Source organism: Citrobacter sp. KH_055_1, from assembly GCF_057838705.1.
The window spans coordinates 1,810,075-1,828,027 of sequence record NZ_CM174473.1 but is presented as its reverse complement, the minus strand read 5'-3'; the positions used below and the strand labels follow the sequence as shown (position 1 = coordinate 1,828,027).

The window sequence follows — 17,953 nt, the reverse complement described above, 5'->3', positions numbered from 1 at the left end:
TATTTCTCTTTCCTACCTTTTACTACATATCTCAATAATTTCTGTAGTAGAAACAGAAGGTGTCCTTGGCAAATAAATTACCTCACATGCCGGTTTAACCCAATCAAACCGCCCCTCCCAATCATCCCCCATAACCAAAATATCTGCATCATGTTTTTTTATATATTCTAGTTTAAGCTCTAACGATTCCTCGATAAATACTTCATTGACCACTCTCAATGAAGAGATAATCTTGACCCTTTCTTTTTCATTATAGACTGGATATCGTTGTTTTTTAGAAAAATTCAGTTCATCCGAAGATACCCCCACAATAAGATAATCACCAAACTGCGCAGCTCTTTCTAAAATATTAATGTGGCCTATATGAAATATGTCAAATGTCCCAAAAGTAATAACTTTCTTCATTTTTTAATCCTCTAAGATTGCTACACCACATTTAAACACGCTACCGCCCCAGGCTTAACAGCTACCCGTACACTATTTTACAGATCGTCCACAATTGTCTGTGATAAATGACGCAGTTTAGGCGTTATTTCGTGTCACTTCTAAGATTTACTGATAACTTTTAAAAGTTAGAAAACACCAAGAATTACGACATTATCTCCAACACAAAACATATAAAAAATCACAAACACTCCATAAATTAAAGATATGAAGTGCTTGGCTATCGCATATAAACGAAATGATTCAGTAATGTTTAGGATAACAAGGAGTTGATGCTTTCCTTGAACTTCGCCCCTTCCTTCAGGTTGCGCAACCCGTACTTCACAAATGCCTGCATGTAACCCATTTTTTTACCGCAGTCGTAGCTATCGCCGGTCATCAGCATGGCGTCAACAGACTGTTTTTTCGCCAGTTCAGCAATAGCATCTGTTAACTGGATACGTCCCCAGGCACCCGGTGCTGTTTTTTCCAGTTCAGCCCAAATATCCGCTGACAGCACATAGCGCCCTACTGCCATCAGATCGGAATCCAGCGTTTGCGGCTGATCCGGTTTTTCAATGAACTCGACGATGCGGCTGACTTTACCTTCATTATCCAACGCTTCTTTGGTTTGAATAACCGAGTACTCGGAAAGATCGCCTTCCATGCGCTTAGCTAATACCTGGCTGCGCCCGGTTTCATTAAAACGCGCCACCATCGCAGCCAGGTTGTAACGCAGCGGATCAGCACTCGCGGTATCCAGAACGACGTCTGGTAATACCACGACAAATGGGTTGTCTCCAACAATCGGGCGCGCGCACAGAATGGAATGGCCCAGGCCCAACAATTGCGCCTGACGCACGTTCATGATCGTTACGCCTGGAGGACAGATAGACTGTACTTCAGCCAACAGCTGGCGCTTTACGCGTTGCTCGAGAAGTGACTCCAGCTCATAAGAGGTATCGAAGTGGTTCTCCACGGCATTTTTGGAAGCATGAGTTACCAGAACGATTTCTTTGATCCCAGCAGCTACAACCTCGTCGACAATGTATTGAATCATTGGCTTGTCGACGATCGGTAACATCTCCTTAGGGATTGCCTTTGTGGCCGGCAACATATGCATCCCAAGGCCCGCTACCGGGATAACTGCTTTCAAATTAGTCATTCTCTCTCCTACCTCTGAACGGCTGATAAAGTATAGACTTTAGCCGCATGTTAGTCAGCATCGCTGACCCTCTGCTCAACACAACTCATGACGTTGAGATAAACTGTCTGCAAACACTACACTTCATCCATGCCCGAGTTAACTCAGATTCCTCGGAAACTCATGATTGTTGCAATTTTGGCACAGTTTCCGAAAAAAAATCGTAGCTAAGGCTCATTGCGACAAACATCACTCAGAGACAAACGTAATGTCATCTTTCTTATCGTGCAAAAATTCATATTTTAAAGTGCGATCCAGCCCCTGAGACAATGTGTAAGGAGCAACAAAACCTGATGAATGGACCTTAGTTGCATCAAACTGTGTTGTGGCACAGAATTTCTTCACGCGCACCGAGCTAACTGCATATTTTTTACCCGTCACTTTGCCCAAAATATCAAAGCAATAACCGCCTAACATGCCTAAAGCGTAAGGTAAGTGTGCTGAGGGGATTTTTTTACTTAAGCTCTGTTCAACTTCGGTAACCAGTTGATTCATATTGAGATCGGGTTTATCCACGTAATTATAAACCTCGTAACCAGCTTTCACATTCTTCAGTTTATACTTGATAAACTCAACAATATTACCCACATAAGCCATTGATTTATAATTCGTACCAGCCCCAACCATCATGAACTTGCCGCCAGCAATCTGCTTGAGCAGATTATAAACATTACCACGGTTGCGCTCACCGAAGATAACGGTCGGACGGATAATGGTTAGTGAACGTTCCTCTGGTGCTTTTGCATGCCATTCGCGAAGAACTTCTTCTGCTTGCCACTTGCTTTTGCCGTAGTGATTGAAAGGATCATGCGGATGTTTTTCATCGGGGTTGGTTTTGTTCAAGCCATAGACGGCTACAGAACTGGTGAAAATGATGTTGTTGACACCATTTTTCTCCATTGCAGCTAAAACGTTGCGGGTGCCCTGAACATTGACGTCATAGTAAAGCGATGTAGGGCTTACATCATCCCGGTGCTCAGCCGCCAGTAAAACCACGGTGTCAAAGCCGGAAAGCGCTTGATCCAGAGCTTGCTGATCGCGAACATCGCCAATTTGGGTGATGTGCGGATAAAAATGACTCTGCTGTTTATCCAGATTTTTGATATCAAAATCTGCAACAGTCGTTTCAAGGAGTCGGGTACCGACGAATCCGGAGGCACCGATGAGCAAAACTTTATCGTTCATAAATCACTTAGTCTGTTCGTAACACAAGAAACATGTGATAAAGATGAGCTTCTTCCCTGAGTAGTCTATGCTGCCCAGCCCCAGCTTTAACAGTAATTGAGTGATTATAATCTTTTAGCCAATGATATCCAGTAAGATTATGGTGGGGATTTACCTTACCGCCCCCGCTCCGGCAGGCGAAAATTCACCGCCTCGACGTTCACCACTTTATGATTCACCCTGTCGATATCAACCGAACTTTGCCCGGCTTCGTTCACCGCATGGACGTTGGCCAGCGACAGCAGTGTGTCCTGTTTAGCCATAAACTTGCCGCGCACATCCTTACGGAGGTCGAAGTGCATCTTCAGCGCAGGCCCAACGGCAGATTTTTGCATCACATTGATATTGCGTAAAAAAAGATGCTGCGGTTGATTGTGCAGTTCCAGCGTCGCCCGCCTCATCTCCACGTTGGTGATGGCGACAAACGACGTTGCATTACCTGATGAAATTTGAATGCCGCGTAAAGTAGACTCGAGCTGACTATTATCCAGATGAATATTATTCAGCTTAAAGTTTTGCGGAATAGATAAATAACGCCCTTTGATTACACCGTAACCAATTAACATGCCTGCGCTCTGTTTCATATTGATATTATCAATCACGAAATTGTCACAACCATAAATAGCTATCGTGGCATTATCAATGCCCGCTTTCTTACTGAAATCCGGGGTGATATTGCGAGCCTTAACATTACGAATGATAAAGTGTTTGCCGTTCTCAACATGGACCAGTTGGCGACAATCAGAGCCGGTGATATTCGCCACCACAAAGTTTTTCACCGCATGCGCGTCCGGGTAGCTATTGTCATACGTGCTGCCCGCCAGTCCGATGCCAATCCCCCAGTTCACGTTGCCATTGGTGCAGTTAATGCGCTCAATAACATGATCCGAGATGAGGATGTCGCGGTCGTTAATCGCCACATTCCACTCGATGGCATCGCCCTGCAGATCACTAAAATGACCGTTGGTGATCTGCACACCGTCCATCTGGTTGTGAAATCCCTGGCGCAGGATGCCATAGTTCGCGTGGCTGACGGTGATATCGTCAATCATCAGATTGCGCATCTGCCGTGGGGTCTTGCCGCCGATATAAATTTGTGTCACCGGGCCGAAACCGCTCATCGCAAGTCCTTTGATGACGCAGTCCGATCCCCGCACGTCGAGGGTGATATTGTGCAGGCTCCCACTGCCCTCCCCGGTTACCTGACTTCCCTCCTGCAGAACAAACCGCCCGCGCCCGTTGCCGCTCACGCGCCCGAGTATGCGTAACGTTTTGCCCGGTGGGATAAATACGCCGGTATTCATGTTTTCACAGACTACACCCGCAGGGACCACGACGGTTTGCCCTTCAGCGAAAGCCTGGCGGAAAGAAGCCACCCAGTCATTCGGGTTATAATCCTGAATATTGACGCTGCGCGCGGCTTCCAGCGCCCTTACAGCGGGAGAATGGAGTACGACAAGCGCAGAGCCTGCCGTAATAAAGGTACGGCGGGAGAGTTTTTTCTCTGGCATACAACCTCGGTTTACAGCGCGTGCAGCAGGCTGGCTAACTGTTTATTGATAACGGATTGATTGAATTCCGTGTCGATTTTTTTACGCGCGCGCAGCACAATCGGTGTCACCTCCTGACTATCAAGCTGACTGAACGCCGCCAACCGTTCAGCCAGCGACTGCGCATCGTTTTCAGGCGCCAGCCAGCCGGATTTACCGGACTCCACCAGCTCGGGAATACCGCTGTGCACGGTAGACACTACCGGGATCCCCACCGCCATCGCCTCCATCAGCGCTACCGGGATCCCCTCCATGTCGCCATCCGCTCCCGTGATGGAGGGCAGCAGAAATACATCCGCCTGTTCTAACATCGCTTTGACCTGATGACTGGGCATAAAGCCGGGCATCTCAATCACATCATCGAGTTGATACTGCTCAATCAGCGTGCGCAGGCGCCGCTCCCACGGGCCAATTCCCAGAATGCGATACCGAAACGCCACGCCCTGCGCTTTTAGCTGACGACAGGCTTCGATAGCCACATGCAGCCCTTTTTTCTCGGTAAGTCGCGCGACCGAAAGAATTTCCAGCGTTTCTCCCGGCGCTTTCACCTCCCGGGGAGTAAAGCGCGTCATATCAATGCCCATGCGCGATACGGCAATCTTCTGTGGCGGGCAGCCCATATTTTTTAGTCGTCCGGCCCACAGATGGCTGATGGGCAGCATCAGATCGCCGCGCTGAAACAGCGTTTGATACTCCGGGGTATAGCGGGCGAGCACCTCCCGGTGCGAAATATCGATGCCATGAAACACCGTGGCGATTTTGCCGCTTATCACGCCCAGTTCACGCAGCTTCGCCGCCGTCACGCCCGCCGGTCCAAAGTGGGCAATAAACACGTCGGCATGAAACGTTTTACGGGTTAACCCACATATCGCTGCCAGAATCAGGTTGCGCGCTTCTTCGCCATAGCGAGAGATATTCAGCGCTTTCCAGGTCGCCGCCCGGGTAATGCCCTGCCACGCCGCCGCGCCTCGGTATTGCAGCTTGGCTCGCTTGCCTTGCGGCTCGTCGAGTAGCCAGTGCGTTTTGTCTGCTAATCGGTACGCCTCGTAGGCGGCATGTGTGTTTTCGAGATCGCCCTTGTGCAACGCGACAATTTCGACGTCATAACCCATATCGATAAACGCGGTTATCTGATTCAGCACAAAGGTCTCGGATGAGAGCGGAAATTTAAGCAGGAAAAAGCCAACCTTCATTTTTGCTCCTCAATGCGCGTCAGTACCGATTGCACCATGCGCATGCCGTGTTCGCGCTCACGCTGCACGGCCTCTTTCAGCTGTATACTGAGGGCTGGCAACTGTCCGAGCACGTCGGCCACCTGCGTTTGCAGACTGCCGTCCAGCAGATGGCTGATGTCAATCGCCATCTCCGGCAGCCCCAGCTGCTGCATAATCCCCGCTGATTTATGCTCGTAGTTGATGGCAATCGCCGGGGTGTCAAAATTCATGGAAATAATGGCGGAGTGCAGACGGGTGCCCACGGTTAACTCGCACGCCCCAAGAATTTTCCCCATTTCGAGGTCATTCAGTTCGTCCATCACCACGTGATACCGGGCCGGATCGTTAACGTACTGGCGCAGGTTCAGTGCTACCATGCGGTCATCTTTGTTGTAACTGTCGATGCCGGTACAGGTTGACAGCGCCATCACCTGGTAACCCTCGTCGAGGATACGGTTCACCACCCCGGCAAACGCCTGCTCATAGGCCTGCTGCGTGGTGCCCAGACGTTTATCAAACGGCGCCAGCTCCCGCAGGGTGATGGCGACGGTTTTTTGCTGTGCCGCCGTGTGTAGCCAGTGCCGGACGGCATAGCTGGGTTCAAAATCGTCCTGATGATTATCAACCAGCCAGGCGGTATCGACGCCGTGCTCCACTTTCTCGGTAGTGATTTCGCTGCGTTTCATTAAGTCCAGACTGACGGACTCACGCAAAATCAGGGCATTACAGTGGCCGAAGACGTAATTCGCCAGTTGGTTAAATTGTGCATCCTGGAACGGCCCAACGCTGTGACCAATCATGTACAGCGGCTTTTTCGCCATAAATGTGCACAGAGCATGTTCAAACTGCGGCACGCCGTACAGATCGACAAAAAACGATCCCCCCACCTGGATGATGGCGTCATAGCGCGACAGCAGACGGACAAAATCAGTAAACCCTTGGGCGATGGCGATATTGCGCAGGTTACCGGAATCGGTCACGCGCGAGAGCAAAACCTGATGCTGATAGCGCCGACGCAGGACTTTCTTCACCCGCCCCACTACGCCGGCGGCGTTATTGTGCTGCTTCATCTGCGAATACAGCGGATCGCCCATCACCGGGCGATTGAGCAGCCAGGAAGAGCTCACCGGATAACGGCTCATCACATCCACTTCCGTCTGCGGTTGCAGCGTGTTAATGGCATCCAGCAAACCGCGCAAAATGGCGCTGTCGCCACGGTTGCCGCAGGTATGGTTGCCGAGAATTAATACTTTCATCATGACCTCTTTCAATCATTGCCGGATGGCGGCTGTCGCCTTATCCGACCTACAACAAACCCAATTCAGCCTGCGCGGAGCAAGGTTTTCATTTTTTCACTGCGGCAAAACGGGCGTTTGAGTTCCGCCACCAGCGGGTGGCGCGACAGCACAATCATCACCGCAAATGCCAGCGCGCCCGCCGCTACCTGCAGACCCAGCAGCAGGCTTAACGCCAGTTGGTCCTGCAGCACAGTGCCCAGCCCATAGCTAATCACCAGCGTCGGTATGGAGAGATAAAACGGCAGCCACAGGCTGAGCATGTACTGCCTGTAGCTCGGCCCCAGCACCGGTTTAATCATCACGAAGTAGCTGAGAATGGTGTTGACTACCTGCACCAGCAAAAAGCCCAGCGTCACGCCCATCGCGCCTGCCAGATGTCCGCCAACGAGAATGGCCGGAATAAACAAACAGGTTTTGAAGACATTGAATTTGAAGCTGATATCAACGCGGGCTTTTGCCATCAGTAACGAACCTATCGGATTACCGACAGAGCGCAGCAGCCCAACGACGCACAGCAGTTGCAGGATCGGGACGATGGCGCGCCATTTCTCACCGAACACCAGCGGTACCAGATTGTTCGCCACTACCATCAGGCCCAGTAGTGCCGGGAAGTTGATAATGCCGACCACCGACAGGAGTTTGTAGAAGTTCACCCGCAGTTTTTCACTGTCGTCCTGTATTTTGGCAAACGCCGGAAACAGCACGCGGGTGATAATCGGGTTCAGCTTGATGGGCGGGACCACCGCCACGTTCCAGGCCAGATTAAATCCGCCCGCCACGCCTGCGCCCAGCGTTCGGGCCAGCACCAGCGTGGAAAGATTGGTGTTGATATAATTGATGATGCTGTCCGCCGTCAGCCAGGCGCCAAAGCGCAAGTTCGACGTCACCGATGCGAGTGAAAAATGCAGCCCGGGGCGGTAAATCTGGCGGCCAAAATAACCAAACAGCAGCGTACGCAGCGCGCAGTTCACCAGATACCCCAGAATGGCAGTCATCGCCAGCGGCCAGAAATGGGCGCCGATCACGGTCACGGTAAACCCGGCCAGTACCGCGCTGGTTTCAATCATGCCAATTTTGTTGAACTCCATGTCCTTTTGCATCAGCGCACGGAACTGCTGCCCGTGCGGGATCAGCACAAACGCCAGCGACAGCGTTTTAATCAGCGGTGCCAGGTCGGGGTTATTCAGGACATCAGCAATCACCTCACCGAGCAGGAACATCGCCAGGCACACCAGCATCCCTAGCCCGACATTCAGCCAATACAGGGTGGTAAGTTCAAGATAGCCAATCGCTTTGCGCTGGATAATCGAGTTGGCAATGCCGAAGTCGGAGAGCGTATCGGCCAGTGCGATAATCACCAGCGACACGGTCAGCAGACCGAACTGATGGGCGTCAATGATGCGCGCCAGCACGGTCATCTGAATCAGCCCAAGGCCAATGATGAAAACCGTGGCAATCGCCGACCACTTGGCACCGTTAAGGGTTTTTTCTCGTAAGCTCATGTTTAATACGCCGCTTTGTTAACAAAACCCTTAAATACCGTCAGAAAAACAATCTTGATATCGAACCACACGCTCCATTCGCGAATGTACTCGAGGTCAAACTCCACCCGTTTTTCCATTTTTTCCAGCGTGTCGGTTTCCCCGCGCCAGCCGTTGATTTGCGCCCAGCCGGTAATGCCGGGTTTCACCTTATGGCGCAGCATGTAGCCTTCGATAAGCGTGCGGTATTGCTCGTTGTGTGCCACCGCGTGCGGGCGCGGCCCGACGATCGACATGCCACCGGTCAGCACGTTAATAAACTGCGGCAGCTCATCGAGCGAGGTGCGGCGCAGGAAATTACCCACGCGGGTGACACGCGGATCGTTTTGCGTCGCCTGGGTGACGACCGCGTCGTTTTCCATCACCTTCATCGAGCGAAACTTCCACACCTTGATCGGCTTACCGTCCATGCCGTAGCGGGTCTGGCGGAAAATCACCGGCCCCTTTGAGGTGAGCTTCACCGTCAGCGCAATGCCGCACAGCACCGGGGAAATCAGCAGCAGGATTAGCGAAGCCAGCACGATATCTTCCGCGCGTTTCAGCAAGCGATTAATGCCCGACAGCGGCGTGTCGTACAGCGGCACCACCGGCACACCGTTCATCTCTTCAATGCGTGAATGCAGGATGTTGAAGGTAAAGACGTCGGGGATCAGGATCACCGAACAGGTGGTGTCGGCCAGGTCGCGCACCAGTTTTTTTACGCGGGTGCCGTCATTCATCGACATGGCAATATAGACGTTGTGAATGCGGGCAGCTTTAGCGTCATCCACCAGCTGTTGCAGATTTCCGGCCCAGTCGCGGGAGTTTTTTCCTGGGACGGGATCGTGATAGACGCCCGCCACTTCAAAGCCCAGCCACGGTTCATGGCGAAAGCTGTCCAGCAGCAGCTGTCCGGCAGGGAGATCGCCCGCTACCGCCACCCGACGGGTGTTATATCCACGATTGCGCAGCCACCCTGCAATGTAGCGAATAAACGCGCGGCACAGCAGCAGACCGACGCTGGACAGCAGATACCACGCCAGCCAGACGGCGAATCGGTTATCAAAATCGTTGTTAAAGGCAATTAACCCCGCGCTGAAAACCAGGCTCAGCGTCCAGTTTTGCAGCAGCAGCACCAGCTCGGTGGAAATTTTGACCCCGCGCCAGGAACGGTAAAAATCGGTGATCCCCCCCAGCATCTGAAAAACCACCAGCGTGATCAACTCCACCAGCAGGTGCATGTACAGGAAGGGCAAACCGCTCAGTTCACAGACCAGCCACAGTCCGCCAAACATGATGGTGATATCTGAAAAGCGTTGCACCATTGAGATTAACGACGCATTGGTTTTCGCGCGTTGGCGCTTTTTTAGATGTGTCATCGTGGTTCCTGTTAGTCACCCCTTGCCCACTGTCGGGCAAGGGAAGCACCGGCATTACTGATTCAGCAACGCCAGAAGAGTGCGCGTTCGCGCTTCCATCAACGGAATGTCTCCGCGCGATTCCACGTTCAGGCGCACCACCGGTTCGGTATTGGAGGAACGTAAATTGAAGCGCCAGTCAACAAACGACATGCTGATGCCATCGGTTCTGTCCACCGCCAGCGCCTCGCCGGAGAAATGCTGCTCTACCCGGTCAATCGCCACCTTCGGTTCTGCCAGAGTGCTATTGATTTCCCCGCTCGCCGGATACGCCGCCATGCGGTCGCGAACCAGTTCGCCAAGCCGCTGTCCTTTCAGGGACAACAGTTCCGCTACCAGCAGCCACGGGATCATTCCGCTGTCGCAGTAGGCAAAATCACGAAAATAGTGATGAGCGCTCATTTCGCCGCCGTAAATGGCATCTTCATGACGCATTCGTTCTTTAATGAAGGCATGACCGGTTTTCGACATCACCGGCTTACCGCCCGCCGCCGTCACCACATCGACCGTGTTCCACGACAGACGCGGGTCATGAATGATCTTCGAGCCCGGATTTTTCTCCAGAAACGCCTCCGCCAGCAGGCCGACAATGTAGTAGCCCTCAATAAACTGGCCGTTCTCATCAAACAGGAAGCAACGGTCAAAATCGCCATCAAAGGCAATCCCCATATCTGCGCCGTGTTCAATCACCGCATTACGGGTATCCGCCCGGCATTCCGGCAGCAGCGGGTTGGGAATACCGTTCGGGAAGGTGCCGTCAGGCGTGTTGTGGATCTTGATCAATTCAACCGGGACACCGAGAGACTGAAAACGGGCTTCAATGGCGTCCAGCACCGGGCCTGCCGCGCCGTTACCGGCGTTAAGCACCAGCTTCATTGGTTTAAGGTTTTTGACGTCGATGTAACCAAGCAGATGGTCAATGTAAGCCGCGCGCGGATTGATGGCGGTGTAACGGCCACGTCGGGACGCATCCACAGGCGGGAAGTCGTTGGCTTCCGCCAGCCGTTGGATCTCGCGCAGACCGCTATCGCCGCTGATGGGTCGTGCGCCCTCACGTACCAGTTTCATGCCGTTGTAATCCAGTGGATTATGGCTGGCGGTCACTTCGATACCGCCGTCCACGCCGAGGTGGAAGGTGGCGAAGTAAATCTCTTCGGTGCCCGACATGCCGATATCCAGCACATCCACGCCCGCATCCTGCAGCCCTTTTGCCAACGCCATCTTCAATGCGTTGCTGGTCAGGCGGACATCACCGCCCAGCACCATGGTTTTCGGTTGCAGAAACTCACCGCAGGCGCGACCAATGCGCCAGGCGATGTCTTCATTGAGCTCTTCGCCCAGCCTGCCGCGAATGTCGTAGGCTTTGAAACAGGTTAATGTCGTCATGTTTTACCCTTCTTCAGGCAACAGTTGGCCCTGACTCTTAATGAGCCTTTTAATGAGTGTTAAATGCATTGCCCGGTGCGCTTCACTTACCGGGCCTACGGTGTTGTAGGCCGGATAAGCGCAGCGCCATCCGGCAAGATATTCAGTGCCTACACCCGACCGTAGCGATCGGCAAAGCGCACTACGTCGTCCTCTTCGAGGTAGGATCCCGATCGCACTTCAATCAGATCGAGCGGGATTTTTCCGGGGTTCTCCAGACAGTGCGTCGCTCCCAGAGGGATATAGACAGACTCGTTTTCGCCGAGCAGTTTGATGTCATCATCGATCGTCACCTTCGCCGTCCCAGCCACCACCACCCAATGCTCTGCGCGGTGATGGTGCATCTGCACCGACAATCCCTCACCCGGTTTTACGGTAATGCGTTTAACCTGGTAACGTTCTCCGGCGTCGATGGAGTCATACTTACCCCACGGGCGGTACACTTCGCGGTGAATATGATGCTCATGGCGGCCGTCAGCTTTAATCTGCTCCACCACTTTTTTCACATCCTGGACCGCGTTGCGATCGGCTATCAGCACCGCGTCTTTGGTCTGCACCACCACCAGGTCTTTCACTCCGACGGTGGTCACCAGTCCGGACTCCGCGTACACGTAGCTGTTTTCGGTTTTATGGCTGATCACGTCGCCGTGATGCACGTTGCCTTCGGCGGTATGAGCGCTGATCTCCCACAGCGAAGACCACGATCCCACGTCACTCCAGCCCGCGCTCATTTGCATCACCACCGCGTCCGCGGTATGTTCCATCACCGCATAGTCCACCGACTCTTCCGGGCAGGCGAGAAACGCCTCTTCATCGACGCGGATAAAATCGAGATCGGGATCGACCGTGCTCATTGCCTTTTCGCAGGCACTCAGAATGTCGGGTCGGTACTTTTTCAGCTCTTCCAGATAGCGCCCGGCACGGAACAGAAACATGCCGCTGTTCCAGTAATAATCGCCGCTTGCCACGTAGGCTTGTGCGGTGTCCTGATCCGGTTTTTCCACAAACTGCGCCACCGTAAAGGCAACCGTATCGGTAGTTGCGGGGCAAACGTCACCGCGACGAATATAGCCGTAACCGGTCTGTGCCGAGTCCGGCACGATACCAAATGTCACCAGCTTGCCCGCCTCGGCATGCGGCATCGCATTGCGAACCGCCTCGCGAAACGCCTCTTCGTCGGTAATCACGTGATCTGCCGCCAGCACCAGCATCAGCGGGTCAGCGTCCGGACTGTGACGTTTTGCCGCCAGCGCGGCCAGCGCAATCGCCGGGGCGGTATTACGTCCGGCGGGTTCCAGAATGATATTTTCGGTCAGCTTGTTGAGCTGTCTAAGTTGTTCGGCAACGATAAAGCGATGCTGCTCGTTGCAGATAACCACCGGGCTTTCGCACTCCACGCCGTTCAGACGGCATATCGTGGTTTGCAGCATGGTGAGATCGCCCTTCAGGCACAAGAACTGCTTGGGATACAGGACGCGGGACAGCGGCCACAACCGGCTACCGGAGCCACCGGCCATCACCACTGGAAAGAGTGTGCGTTGACGCATGATTTATCCCCGTATATCTGCAATAAATTGGCTAAGCACGCGGTCTTTTTCCAGCGTGCGTTCGGCATAGTCACGTGCCACCGTGTTGATGTCAGGCATGATTAGCGCCTGGGTAATTCCGGCCACCAGCGCGCTCACCGACTCCGGCTCCACGCATACCGCAATCCCCGGATGGTCATCGCAGAGCTGGCCCAGTTCGGTATCAGGCTCCGCGGTGATCACCGCATTGCCACCCACGGCAAGAATATTGGTCAGCTTGGAGGGCAATACCGCATCCGCCGCACCGCTCTTCTGCACCACTAAATGACAGTCGGCCATCTTCAGCAGCGCAGGCAGTGCGTCATAAGATTGCAGGGGAAAAAATTTAACGTTTTCCAGGCCGCGCTCGCGGACCCTGTTTTCCAGTCGCGCCTTGCCGCCACCCTGCCCGACAATCACAAACAGCCAGGGCTGAGCACTCAGCTCGTCGGCGGCATCAATCACGCTCTCCAGTCCCTGCTTTTCACCGATGTTGCCCGAGTAAAGAATAATTTTTTTTCCTTCAGGCACACCGAGTTTTTGCCGCAACGCCCGGGCATCATCCGCGGTCACGTCGCGAAATCGCGCCACTTCCGACCAGTTAGGAAAGAAGATGACCTTTTCTTCAGCGACCCCTTTTTCCTGCGCTTTATTCATCATCGAACGCGAGATGGTTGAGACATAGTCGACGTTATGCAGGCCGCTGCGTTCAAACGCGCTGGCCAATGTGGCCACTTTGCCGCCCCTGCTGTTCCCGGCCATTCCGAGGCCAAGCATGGCGTCAACTTCATAATCCTGAATGTGCAGCAGCGTGCGTGCCCCGGAGAGTTTCGCCAGCAGGCGCATCCCCGGTGTGCAAAACAGCGTCGGCACCACGCCAATAATGCGATCGGGCTTCCAGCGTCTCTGCGCCATCAGCGGGAAAAAACTGCTCACGGCAAAACTGCCTAAATGCAGCAGACGTTTCAGCGTTGAGGGCTGCTTTGGCACATACAACGGACAGCGCCAGACGGTGGCATCGCCGTCTTCCCGACGATAACGCCAGGCGGAATAACGGCCGTTCACTTTCCACTGCGGGTAGTAAGGCGGCGCGGTGATCACCCGAACGTCATGCCCGGCTTGCGCCATCCACTCCACCATTTCGCCGGTGTATTTGCCGATCCCGGTCAGTTCCGGCGAATAATTAATGCCGTACACCAGAATTTTCATAAGCCCGGCACTCCGGCCTGACGTTGCGGCATAAAGTACGCCCGGCTGTTATCGTGAACGTTATCGCTGGCCAGCAACGCCTTCGGCGTCAGCCAGCGGTAGTCGTCATGCTGGGAATCGGGCAGACGCAGGTCTGCCTCGCTCACCTTCAGGCGAAAACCGAGCACCACATAATGGGTGGTGAAATCGGTGCCCGAAAAGTTATCGTCATAGAAGTGCTGCCAGACGCCGTAAAACTCCGCGGAAGACAGCGGCAAACGTAACCCCAGTTCCGCCAACGTCAGGCGCTCAAACGCGTCTTCGAGCCGTTCATCCTTCTGCACCCGTCCACCTGGCACAAACCAAAATCCCTGGGCGGGACGGTTGAGGCGTTGGCCCAGCAGGTACTCACCGCGCGCATTTTCCAGCAGCAAATCAACGGAAATCAGCGGCGCACAGCGCACTACCGTGGCAAATTCTTCCTGACGTAAAAACATATTTACCCCCGGTACCGCTGCTGATTTTCAAGGAACCACTGATACGTGCTGGCAAGCCCGTCCTCCAGCGAGACCTCGTGGTACCAGCCCAACTGGTGTAAACGGGTAACATCCAGCAATTTGCGTGGCGTACCGTCGGGTTTGCTGGCGTCAAACACCACGCGACCTTTGTAGCCCACGACCTTCGCGACCGTCTGCGCCAGTTCGCGAATGGTGCAGTCCACGCCGGTTCCCACGTTGATGTGCGACAGCATCGGTTGGGTATGTTCCTGCCAGACCTCGCGGTCCAGTTCCATCACATGAATGCTGGCGGCAGCCATGTCATCCACGTGCAGGAACTCGCGCATTGGCGTGCCGCTCCCCCACACCACTACATCCGGCGCATTTTGTGCGCAGGCTTCATGAAAGCGGCGCAGCAGTGCCGGGATCACGTGCGAGTTACTCGGATGAAAGTTATCCTGCGGCCCGTACAGATTGGTGGGCATCACCGAGCGGTAATCACGACCGTACTGACGGTTATACGACTCGCACAGTTTGATCCCGGCGATTTTGGCAATCGCGTAGGGCTCATTAGTGGCCTCGAGCGTTCCCTGCAACAGTTCGCTTTCACCCATCGGCTGGTTGGCCAGCTTCGGGTAAATGCAGGATGAGCCGAGGAACAACAGCTTATTCACGTTATGGCAGTGCGCCGCGTGAATGATGTTGCTCTCAATCATCATATTTTCGTAAATAAAATCAGCGGGGTAAGTATTGTTTGCCACTATTCCACCCACCTTCGCCGCCGCCAGGTACACCTGGTCGATACGTTCGGTGGCAAAAAACTGCTGCACAGCACGGGCATCCAGCAGATTCAGTTCGTCACGGGTACGCAACACCAGCTCCACGTTGTCGCGCGTGGCCAGCAGCCTGACGATGGCGGACCCCACCATCCCGCGATGGCCCGCCACAAAAATACGTTGTTTCATCATCCTCAGTACTCCAGCGCGATGGCGACCTCATAGCCGTGAGATTTCAGCAGAGAATGTTTCTTCGCCGCTTCCAGATCGTTGGCAACCATTTCACTGACCATCTGGCTCAGGGTGATTTCCGGCTTCCAGCCTAGCTTGTCGTGCGCTTTTGCCGGGTCACCGAGCAATGTTTCGACTTCTGCCGGACGGAAATAACGCGGATCGACCGCAATCATCACGTCACCCGGCTTCACGCCCGGCGCATCGTGTCCGGTCACCGACACGACAATGCCTTTCTCCTCAACGCCCTGCCCTTCAAAACGCAATTTAATGCCCAACTGCGCGGCCGCCATTTCGACAAACTGGCGCACGGAGTACTGCACGCCGGTGGCAATAACAAAATCTTCCGGCTGATCCTGTTGCAGCATCATCCACTGCATGCGCACATAATCTTTGGCGTGGCCCCAGTCACGCAGGGAATCCATGTTGCCGAGATACAGACATGACTCCAGCCCCTGCGCAATGTTGGCAATCGCCCGGGTAATTTTGCGGGTAACGAACGTTTCGCCCCGGCGCGGAGACTCATGGTTAAACAGAATGCCGTTACAAGCGAACATGCCGTAGGATTCGCGGTAATTGACGGTTATCCAGTAGGCGTACAGTTTGGCGACCGCATACGGAGAACGCGGGTAGAACGGCGTGGTCTCTTTCTGCGGCGTTTCCTGTACCAGGCCGTACAGTTCAGACGTGGAGGCCTGATAGAAGCGGGTTTTCTTTTCGAGGCCGAGGAAGCGGATCGCCTCCAGCAGGCGCAGCGTACCAATCGCATCGACGTCCGCGGTGTATTCCGGGGATTCAAACGATACTGCCACGTGGCTCATCGCCCCGAGGTTATAGACTTCATCCGGCTGAACTTCCTGTAAAATACGGGTCAGGTTGGAGGTATCCGTCAGATCGCCGTAATGCAGATGAAATTTTGGATTACCCGAGTGCGGATCCTGATAAATATGATCCACTCGCTCGGTGTTAAACGACGACGCACGACGTTTAATCCCATGAACTTCATACCCTTTTTCCAACAGAAGTTCTGCCAGGTAAGAACCATCCTGCCCGGTTACGCCAGTAATGAGAGCGACTTTTGACATGTTTACACCTCTTAAATGATCCCCTCAGGGAGTAACTTTCTCAACGCGTTCGCGCGTTACGACCGCAGGATTTCCCCGACAAACGGCATTGGCGGGCAGCGATTTAAAAACGCTGCTTCGCGCCCCAACGACAGTGCCCGCCCCAATCGTCACGCCGGGTGCGACAAATACATCTGTCGCCAGCCAGCATTTCTCGCCAATCACAATCGGCGTGGCGTTAATATCAAAGTGCGGGCTGGCATAATCATGGCTACCGGTACATAAATAACTTTTTTGCGAGATAACAGCATTGGCACCAATCGTAATCGTGCCCAACGTATATAACACCGCGTCATCACCCACCCATGCGTAATCACCCAGGGTTAATTTCCACGGATAGGTTATTTTTACTGAAGGTCGAATAACGACGTTTTTTCCTATCTTCGCGCCGAATAAACGTAATAAAAATGCGCGCCAGCGGTACATCACCTGCGGTGAGAGTCGAAATAATGTTGACTGTACCGCCCACCATAATTGCACTTTAATTGCACCGCCTCCGCGAAAGCCTTTCGGCATCGTGAAGCCTTTTAAATCCTGCATATTTACCCCTTACATTTTGCCATATAAGGTTTTGGCCTTACCGGTGGTGCGTAAGCGCAAATGCCAGGACAGTTCGGCCCAAAAACCCGGCATATGTAATATCTGACGCTGGACCTTTTTTGCATCCCGGCATAACTCAAGATTATTTGTCGTCGATACGCCGCCCATAGAAAACTCAGAGACCAGTCCGCTTAATTTTTTAAAGGCATAACCAGATTTATATAATTTTGCGGCCAACGCATAATCAGACGACACGTTAAATTGCAGATCGTAGCGCCAGGTATGCAATCCACTAACCGGAAAAAATATCGCCTGATGACTGGCCGGCAGGCTGTGGTAAATATACCAACCGGGCTTGGCACGACGCTTAATTTTGTTTCCATCGCCAAAATCCAGCAGCGCATCGCCGATCACCATCGCCTTGTCGCTTTGCGTTTTGAGCTGGCGGATAAATGACGCAGCATCCGCATGCAGAATATCACCGGAGTTCAGAAACAGTGCGAACCGCCCTCGCGCCAGAGCAATGCCTTTGTTCATCGCATCATAAATACCGTTGTCCGGTTCGCTGACAAACCGTAACCGGTGCTCACCGTTGAGATTTTCCAGAAATGCCTGCGTACCGTCCGCAGAACCGCCATCGATCACAATCCATTCAAAGCTGATGTCGCCCGCCTGCGCCAGATGGGCTAGCGATGCGTGGGTTTTGACGATCCCCTGCAGATTACGAAAGGCAACGGTGATAATAGTGAGCAGCAT

16 protein-coding genes are annotated in these 17,953 nt (G+C 53.5%); all 16 read right to left on the bottom strand.

The genetic code is table 11. The features are described from left to right. Positions 1-12: 12 nt before the first annotated feature. Complete coding sequence (locus AC3ITF_RS08420) at positions 13-405, bottom strand: adenylyltransferase/cytidyltransferase family protein (RefSeq protein WP_182295788.1); 393 nt, start codon at positions 403-405, stop codon at positions 13-15. 292 nt (positions 406-697) lie between these two features. Then, positions 698-1,588: a GalU regulator GalF gene (gene galF, locus AC3ITF_RS08415; RefSeq protein WP_489176322.1), complete on the bottom strand. Its 891-nt coding sequence runs from the start codon at positions 1,586-1,588 to the stop codon at positions 698-700. 228 nt (positions 1,589-1,816) lie between these two features. Further along, on the bottom strand, positions 1,817-2,812 hold the full coding sequence (locus AC3ITF_RS08410; RefSeq protein WP_489176321.1) for an SDR family oxidoreductase: 996 nt from the start codon (positions 2,810-2,812) through the stop codon (positions 1,817-1,819). Positions 2,813-2,967: 155 nt separating this feature from the next. After that, positions 2,968-4,362: a colanic acid biosynthesis protein WcaM gene (gene wcaM / locus AC3ITF_RS08405; protein ID WP_489176320.1), complete on the bottom strand. Its 1,395-nt coding sequence runs from the start codon at positions 4,360-4,362 to the stop codon at positions 2,968-2,970. 11 nt (positions 4,363-4,373) lie between these two features. Continuing rightward, positions 4,374-5,594, bottom strand: a complete 1,221-nt coding sequence (gene wcaL, locus AC3ITF_RS08400) for a colanic acid biosynthesis glycosyltransferase WcaL (RefSeq protein WP_489176319.1) — start codon at positions 5,592-5,594, stop codon at positions 4,374-4,376. Then, a complete protein-coding gene (gene wcaK / locus AC3ITF_RS08395; RefSeq protein ID WP_489176435.1) occupies positions 5,591-6,871 on the bottom strand; it encodes a colanic acid biosynthesis pyruvyl transferase WcaK in 1,281 nt (426 codons plus the stop codon). The genes wcaL and wcaK overlap by 4 nt, the downstream gene beginning before the upstream one ends. A 65-nt stretch (positions 6,872-6,936) precedes the next feature. Next, on the bottom strand, positions 6,937-8,415 hold the full coding sequence (locus tag AC3ITF_RS08390; protein ID WP_489176318.1) for an MOP flippase family protein: 1,479 nt from the start codon (positions 8,413-8,415) through the stop codon (positions 6,937-6,939). A 2-nt stretch (positions 8,416-8,417) separates the two neighbouring features. Next, positions 8,418-9,812, bottom strand: a complete 1,395-nt coding sequence (wcaJ, locus tag AC3ITF_RS08385) for an undecaprenyl-phosphate glucose phosphotransferase (RefSeq protein ID WP_489176317.1) — start codon at positions 9,810-9,812, stop codon at positions 8,418-8,420. A 54-nt stretch (positions 9,813-9,866) separates the two neighbouring features. Then, complete coding sequence (gene cpsG / locus AC3ITF_RS08380; RefSeq protein ID WP_489176316.1) at positions 9,867-11,237, bottom strand: colanic acid biosynthesis phosphomannomutase CpsG; 1,371 nt, start codon at positions 11,235-11,237, stop codon at positions 9,867-9,869. A 149-nt stretch (positions 11,238-11,386) separates the two neighbouring features. Then, the gene (gene cpsB, locus AC3ITF_RS08375) at positions 11,387-12,823 is read right to left on the bottom strand and encodes a mannose-1-phosphate guanyltransferase (RefSeq protein ID WP_489176315.1); all 1,437 of its coding nucleotides are present in this window, start codon (positions 12,821-12,823) and stop codon (positions 11,387-11,389) included. A 3-nt stretch (positions 12,824-12,826) separates the two neighbouring features. After that, positions 12,827-14,050 carry a colanic acid biosynthesis fucosyltransferase WcaI gene (wcaI, locus tag AC3ITF_RS08370; protein ID WP_489176314.1) on the bottom strand — a complete coding sequence of 408 codons (1,224 nt, stop codon included), beginning with the start codon at positions 14,048-14,050 and terminating at the stop codon, positions 12,827-12,829. Beyond that, positions 14,047-14,526, bottom strand: coding sequence for a GDP-mannose mannosyl hydrolase (locus tag AC3ITF_RS08365; RefSeq protein ID WP_489176313.1), 480 nt, complete (start codon positions 14,524-14,526; stop codon positions 14,047-14,049). The genes wcaI and AC3ITF_RS08365 overlap by 4 nt, the downstream gene beginning before the upstream one ends. A gap of 2 nt (positions 14,527-14,528) precedes the next feature. Continuing rightward, positions 14,529-15,494 (bottom strand): GDP-L-fucose synthase, encoded by a 966-nt coding sequence (fcl, locus tag AC3ITF_RS08360; RefSeq protein WP_117343279.1) that lies wholly within the window; start codon positions 15,492-15,494, stop codon positions 14,529-14,531. Positions 15,495-15,496: 2 nt separating this feature from the next. After that, positions 15,497-16,618 carry a GDP-mannose 4,6-dehydratase gene (gene gmd / locus AC3ITF_RS08355; protein ID WP_096756588.1) on the bottom strand — a complete coding sequence of 374 codons (1,122 nt, stop codon included), beginning with the start codon at positions 16,616-16,618 and terminating at the stop codon, positions 15,497-15,499. Positions 16,619-16,642: 24 nt separating this feature from the next. After that, a complete protein-coding gene (gene wcaF / locus AC3ITF_RS08350) occupies positions 16,643-17,197 on the bottom strand; it encodes a colanic acid biosynthesis acetyltransferase WcaF (protein WP_096756587.1) in 555 nt (184 codons plus the stop codon). Between the two features lie 9 nt (positions 17,198-17,206). After that, the gene (gene wcaE / locus AC3ITF_RS08345) at positions 17,207-17,953 is read right to left on the bottom strand and encodes a colanic acid biosynthesis glycosyltransferase WcaE (RefSeq protein ID WP_117343278.1); all 747 of its coding nucleotides are present in this window, start codon (positions 17,951-17,953) and stop codon (positions 17,207-17,209) included.

Excerpts from the sequence above, each read along its gene's own strand:
- cpsB (WP_489176315.1), bottom strand. The coding sequence starts at position 12,823 with ATGCGTCAACGCACACTCTTTCCAGTGGTGATGGCCGGTGGCTCCGGT.
- AC3ITF_RS08390 (WP_489176318.1), bottom strand. The coding sequence starts at position 8,415 with ATGAGCTTACGAGAAAAAACCCTTAACGGTGCCAAGTGGTCGGCGATT.
- galF (WP_489176322.1), bottom strand. The coding sequence starts at position 1,588 with ATGACTAATTTGAAAGCAGTTATCCCGGTAGCGGGCCTTGGGATGCAT.
- wcaL (WP_489176319.1), bottom strand. The coding sequence starts at position 5,594 with ATGAAGGTTGGCTTTTTCCTGCTTAAATTTCCGCTCTCATCCGAGACC.
- AC3ITF_RS08410 (WP_489176321.1), bottom strand. The coding sequence starts at position 2,812 with ATGAACGATAAAGTTTTGCTCATCGGTGCCTCCGGATTCGTCGGTACC.
- fcl (WP_117343279.1), bottom strand. The coding sequence starts at position 15,494 with ATGATGAAACAACGTATTTTTGTGGCGGGCCATCGCGGGATGGTGGGG.
- wcaI (WP_489176314.1), bottom strand. The coding sequence starts at position 14,050 with ATGAAAATTCTGGTGTACGGCATTAATTATTCGCCGGAACTGACCGGG.
- wcaM (WP_489176320.1), bottom strand. The coding sequence starts at position 4,362 with ATGCCAGAGAAAAAACTCTCCCGCCGTACCTTTATTACGGCAGGCTCT.
- AC3ITF_RS08420 (WP_182295788.1), bottom strand. The coding sequence starts at position 405 with ATGAAGAAAGTTATTACTTTTGGGACATTTGACATATTTCATATAGGC.
- wcaJ (WP_489176317.1), bottom strand. The coding sequence starts at position 9,812 with ATGACACATCTAAAAAAGCGCCAACGCGCGAAAACCAATGCGTCGTTA.
- wcaK (WP_489176435.1), bottom strand. The coding sequence starts at position 6,871 with ATGAAAGTATTAATTCTCGGCAACCATACCTGCGGCAACCGTGGCGAC.
- wcaF (WP_096756587.1), bottom strand. The coding sequence starts at position 17,197 with ATGCAGGATTTAAAAGGCTTCACGATGCCGAAAGGCTTTCGCGGAGGC.
- AC3ITF_RS08365 (WP_489176313.1), bottom strand. The coding sequence starts at position 14,526 with ATGTTTTTACGTCAGGAAGAATTTGCCACGGTAGTGCGCTGTGCGCCG.
- gmd (WP_096756588.1), bottom strand. The coding sequence starts at position 16,618 with ATGTCAAAAGTCGCTCTCATTACTGGCGTAACCGGGCAGGATGGTTCT.
- cpsG (WP_489176316.1), bottom strand. The coding sequence starts at position 11,237 with ATGACGACATTAACCTGTTTCAAAGCCTACGACATTCGCGGCAGGCTG.
- wcaE (WP_117343278.1), bottom strand. The coding sequence starts at position 17,953 with ATGCTGCTCACTATTATCACCGTTGCCTTTCGTAATCTGCAGGGGATC.